The 4,700-nt window shown below is 60.0% G+C and carries 5 protein-coding genes; all 5 read right to left on the reverse strand.

The window, feature by feature from the left end; translation table 11 throughout:
* Positions 1-101 precede the first annotated feature (101 nt).
* Positions 102-1,943, reverse strand: coding sequence for a nitric oxide reductase activation protein NorD (locus tag AC1DLB_RS21695; RefSeq protein WP_477743989.1), 1,842 nt, complete (start codon positions 1,941-1,943; stop codon positions 102-104).
* 77 nt (positions 1,944-2,020) lie between these two features.
* Positions 2,021-3,448 carry a cbb3-type cytochrome c oxidase subunit I gene (locus AC1DLB_RS21700; RefSeq protein ID WP_018927788.1) on the reverse strand — a complete coding sequence of 476 codons (1,428 nt, stop codon included), beginning with the start codon at positions 3,446-3,448 and terminating at the stop codon, positions 2,021-2,023.
* A gap of 3 nt (positions 3,449-3,451) precedes the next feature.
* The gene (locus tag AC1DLB_RS21705; RefSeq protein ID WP_477785615.1) at positions 3,452-3,892 is read right to left on the reverse strand and encodes a c-type cytochrome; all 441 of its coding nucleotides are present in this window, start codon (positions 3,890-3,892) and stop codon (positions 3,452-3,454) included.
* A 258-nt stretch (positions 3,893-4,150) separates the two neighbouring features.
* Positions 4,151-4,408, reverse strand: a complete 258-nt coding sequence (locus AC1DLB_RS21710; RefSeq protein ID WP_064617215.1) for a cytochrome C oxidase subunit IV family protein — start codon at positions 4,406-4,408, stop codon at positions 4,151-4,153.
* Between the two features lie 11 nt (positions 4,409-4,419).
* Positions 4,420-4,700, reverse strand: a 281-nt coding sequence (locus AC1DLB_RS21715) for a cytochrome c oxidase subunit 3 (RefSeq protein WP_477785614.1), incomplete at its 5' end; no start/stop codon positions are given.

Consider the following 4,700-nt stretch of genomic DNA (forward strand, 5'->3'; position numbering starts at 1 on the left):
CCACGGTACGACTGAAACACCGCGTTGTATGGTTTTGCGACTGCTGCGCAGCCGAACGCAGCCTTCGGCAGCTGCTACAGGGACGCAGGTGGTCAAGGACATCACAGTTGGGTCAGCTGGCGGTACAACTGCGGCAAGCGCAGGGGCAGTTGTTCGGGCTGGCGGATCAAGGTGTAGCCATTGGCGCCGAACATGTACGGCAGGTAATCCCCGGCCTCGCGATCGATCGTGATACAGAACGGCGTCAGCCCCTGACGCCGTGCCTCAAGCACCGCCTCGCGAGTATCTTCAACACCGTAGCGCCCTTCATACAGATCCAGATCATTCGGTTTGCCATCCGTCAGCAGCAGCAACAGTTTGCTGCGCCGCTTGCTCGTGCCCAATAGTTGCGTGGCCTGGCGAATGGCAGCCCCCATGCGTGTGTAATACCCCGGTTTGAGACCTTGAATACGACCTCGGGTGGTGTCGTCATAACGCTGGATGAACGACTTGAGTTCCTGCATGCGCACTTGCTGACGACGCAACGAGGAAAACCCGTACAGGGCGAAATCATCACCCAGCACCGACAAGGTTTCGCCGAACAGCAGCAGGCTGTCGCGGATCACGTCGATGACACGATGCTGATCGTTCAGGTGGGCGTCAGTGGACATCGACACGTCGGCCAGCAACAGGCACGCCAGGTCGCGGCGAGTCTGCCGCTGCTCCATGAACAAACCGCGTTCGGCGCACTGGCCATGCTCGCGATCAACGTGAAAATCCAGCCAGGCCTGCATGTCCAGCTCTGATCCCTGAGGTTGTTGGCGTAACCATTGACGATCATTGCGCAGGTGCTCGAACTGACGCCGCAAACGGTGCGCCGAGGCCTTCAGGCGTAGCGGCAGCGGCTGCGCCTCACAGTCGCGGGGCACCAGCATTTGCAGGTTGACGAAGCTGTCCTGCATCCGTTGTTTGCGATAGTCCCACTCCGGCAACTTGATGCCCTCGCCGAGGGGAATATCGTCGACATCGGCCGGTGGTAAATCCAGATGCAGCTTGAGACCGCCACCCTTGCGCAGGCGTGTGCGCGACAGCGTCAACTCATCCAGGTCGTCGGCGACTCGGGCAGCGTCCGGGTCTTCGCTGTCATCCGACCAGCGATCCAGGTCCACGTGCTCGGTCCAGCTGAACAGGTTCTCCAGACGCACCACCAGCAACCCGCCTTCACGGGTGCTTTCATCGATCCGCGTCGCGCGCTTACGCCCGCCTTTCTGCTCGCCGGGTGGCGTGGTCAAAGACTCTTCGGACTCATCGCCCAGATCGGCAGCCTGGGGACTAGCGAGATTTTGCGGCGGGTACAACCACAGCGGCAACGGCCACGCGGCCCGTTCGCTACGGGGGAAGTGCTCGACACTGCCGGGCTCGCGCAACGCCTGGCATAACGCCCGTTCCAGTGCCGCTTCGCTGCCGTTCAACGAGGCCGGATCGGGGCGCAATTGCAGATGGGCATCGACCAGTCGTTGGTAACGAACACGCAGCGCGGGATAGCGTCGCAGCAGCTGTTGCGTCCAGCGTTGATTGTCCCGGCCCCAGTGGCGCATCTGCCCGGCCTGTGCCGCCAGCAACGCGAGCCAGCGATAGAGTTCCTCATTCAGTGCCACTTCGGGAAACACCGCCAGGCTCGATGGCAGCCGTAAATTACGCTCGTCACACCACGCCAGCGGCACTTGTTTGCAGGTGCCGGCGATTTGCTGCAACACGTTGCGTCGCAGCAGCAGATCGCGGTCGCTGGCCGCTTCCACACCGACGCCATTGGCACCGCCCATGGCGCGGAACAACAGCGCCAGCGGGCGTTGCTGGCTGGCCAGTTCAACCCGTGCTTCGGGGAAATCAGGGCTGGCGCGCCGGGTGATGAAACGATGCCAGACACTGCCTACCCACTCTTCCAGTTCGACGGTAAACGCCATGATGCTTGCCCTTGCTGGAACCAAAAAACGGCCCGCTGTATCAGCCGGGCCGACCTTTTCCTAGCCATTGCACCCGATCATGAAGGTACAACCGCCGCCGGAGCGCGCAAGGCTGCGCGGCCACGTTGCTTGAAGCTGAACAGGTAACAGAGCAGCCCGGCGAAGAAGCCGATACCAGCACCCAGACGCGCCCAGAACAGCACTTGCAGATGTTCGACCGTGGCCATGAATGGCAACGCGATCCCATCGGCCTGCCAGCGTTGCAGGTAAACCTGTACGACACCGGCCGCGGTGAGGAACAGCGTGATCATCACCATCGACAGGGTCATTAACCAGAAGCCCCAGACTTCGAGGGTCTGTGAACGCTCGTCACCCGCTTCACCCAGCCCGCGCAGGCGTGGCATGGCGTAGCTGATCAAGGTCATCACGATCATCGCGTAAGCACCGTAGAAAGCCAGGTGACCGTGCGCTGCCGTCAATTGCGAACCGTGGGTGTAGAAGTTGACCGGCGCCAGGGTATGCAGAAAGCCCCAGACACCCGCACCGAAGAACGCCGTGACCGTGGTGCCCTTGGCCCACAGCGTGGCGGCACGGTTCGGGTGTTGCCGCCGACGGTTCTTCACCATGCTGAAGGCAAAGATCACCATGGCCAGGAACGGCAGCGGTTCGAATGCGGAGAAGATCGAGCCGACCCACAGCCAGACCTCGGGCGCACCGATCCAGAAGAAGTGGTGACCGGTGCCGATGATCCCGGTAATCAGGGCCATGGCGATGATCACGTAGAGCCATTTCTCCACGACTTCCCKGTCGACACCGGTGATCTTGATCAGCACGAAGGCGAGCATCGAGCCCATGATCAGCTCCCACACGCCTTCCACCCAAAGATGCACCACCCACCACCAGTAGAACTTGTCGCGGGCCAGGTTACCGGGGTTGTAGAAGGAGAACAGGAAGAACACCGCAAGGCCGATCAACCCGGTCATCATCACCATGCTGACGGTGGTCTTGCGACCTTTGAGCAAGGTCATGCCGATGTTGTAGAGAAAGCCCAGGCACACCACCACAATGCCCATCTTGGTGATGGTCGGTTGCTCCAGGAACTCCCGGCCCATGGTCGGCAGCAGCTCGTTATGCGTCAGTTTGGCCAGGCCCGCATAAGGCACCAGCAGATAGCCGAGAATCGTCAACACACCAGCAGCGGCGAATACCCAGAACAGAATGATCGCCAGCTTCGGGCTGTGCAGTTCGCGGTCGGCCTCTTCCGGAATCAGGTAATAGGCGGCGCCCATGAAGCCGAACAGCAACCAGACGATCAGCAGATTGGTGTGCACCATCCGCGCCACGTTGAAGGGAATGATCGGGAACAGAAAGTCTCCGATCACGTATTGCACCCCCATGATCAAACCGAACAGCACCTGACCGAGAAACAGCATCAGGGCAAACACGAAGTACGGTTTGGCCACGGCTTGCGAGGCGAATTTCAGATGCGGATTAGCGATGCTCATCTCTTAGCCCTCCTTGTTTGGCGGCCAGCCATTGGTGTTGATGTTCGAGCTCCATTTGAGGAACTCGGCGATGTCATCCACCTCTTGCTCGCTCAACTWGAACTGCGGCATCGCTCGTCGGCCCGGTACGCCCAGCGGCTGCATTTTCATCCAGGCATGTAGAAAAGGTTTAAAGCCCTCCTCCCCGCCGCGCCGCTGGAATACGTTGCCCAGCTCTGGCGCAAAGTAGGCGCCCTCGCCCAGCAACGTGTGGCAGCCGACGCAGTTGTTTTGCTCCCAGACCGTCTTGCCGCGAATCACTGATTCGGTTAACTGCGCTTCGTTGCTGCGCACTGGAAAGGTCTGTTCCGTGTGATAGGTCAAGGCCAGGAATATCAGGAAGAAAAAGACGCTTCCCCCGAAGTAGATATTCCTGGCCATGCCTTTGGTGAAGGTCTCTGACATGGTCGCTTCCTCTTTGCTTGGCGTGCCCATGATAGAAAGCGAGGGGGTAAAACCTGCTTGATGGCGATCAAGAAAGGCAGATGGTTTTGGTCGGGTATCAGGGCCAACCTGTAGCAGCTGCCGAAGGCTGCGTTCGGCTGCGAAGCAGTCGCAAAGTCAGACGCCGCGGTGTTTCAGGATGATTGAGGAGGCAGGGTTTACGACTGCTGCGCAGCCGAACGCAGCCTTCGGCAGCTGCTACAGGGTTCGCATAACGACTTAGCGGAACGACGCCAGCGTCAGCCCCACTACTGCCGCCAACACCAGCGCCCAGCTCACCATCAACCGGCGCCACAATCGCGGCGCATGGCGCATCTCCATGAAGCCATCGGTGATCAGCCAGGCCTTGCCAACCGCCACCAGCAAAATGGCAATGGACAACAGCCACGTCGCGCCGACTTGTGACAACACAACGGTGCACACGCTTAATGTGGCCAACGCTGCCCAGCAGACGAGCAACAACCTGGAAGCCGACATCAGAACCTCCGTCAATTCAGCACGTACACCAGCGGAAACAGCACGACCCAGATCAGATCGACCATGTGCCAATACAGCACGCCCGATTCAAACCCGCTGCGGTTGGCGGCGTTGTACAGGCCTCGACGGCAGCGCTCGGCCAGCCATCCGAGAATGACCATGCCGAGCAATACATGGAGAAAATGAAAACCGGTGAGGATCCAGTAGAGGGTGAAAAACGTGTTGTGCTCCATGCCCAGCCCTGAGGCCAGCAAGTGCCGGTATTCGGTAAGTTTCAACACCACGTAGACGC

Source organism: Pseudomonas sp. 05N434, assembly GCF_056396965.1.

Coding starts and splice junctions, on each gene's coding strand:
- AC1DLB_RS21695 (WP_477743989.1), bottom strand. CDS start 1,943: ATGGCGTTTACCGTCGAACTGGAAGAGTGGGTAGGCAGTGTCTGGCAT.
- AC1DLB_RS21710 (WP_064617215.1), bottom strand. CDS start 4,408: ATGTCGGCTTCCAGGTTGTTGCTCGTCTGCTGGGCAGCGTTGGCCACA.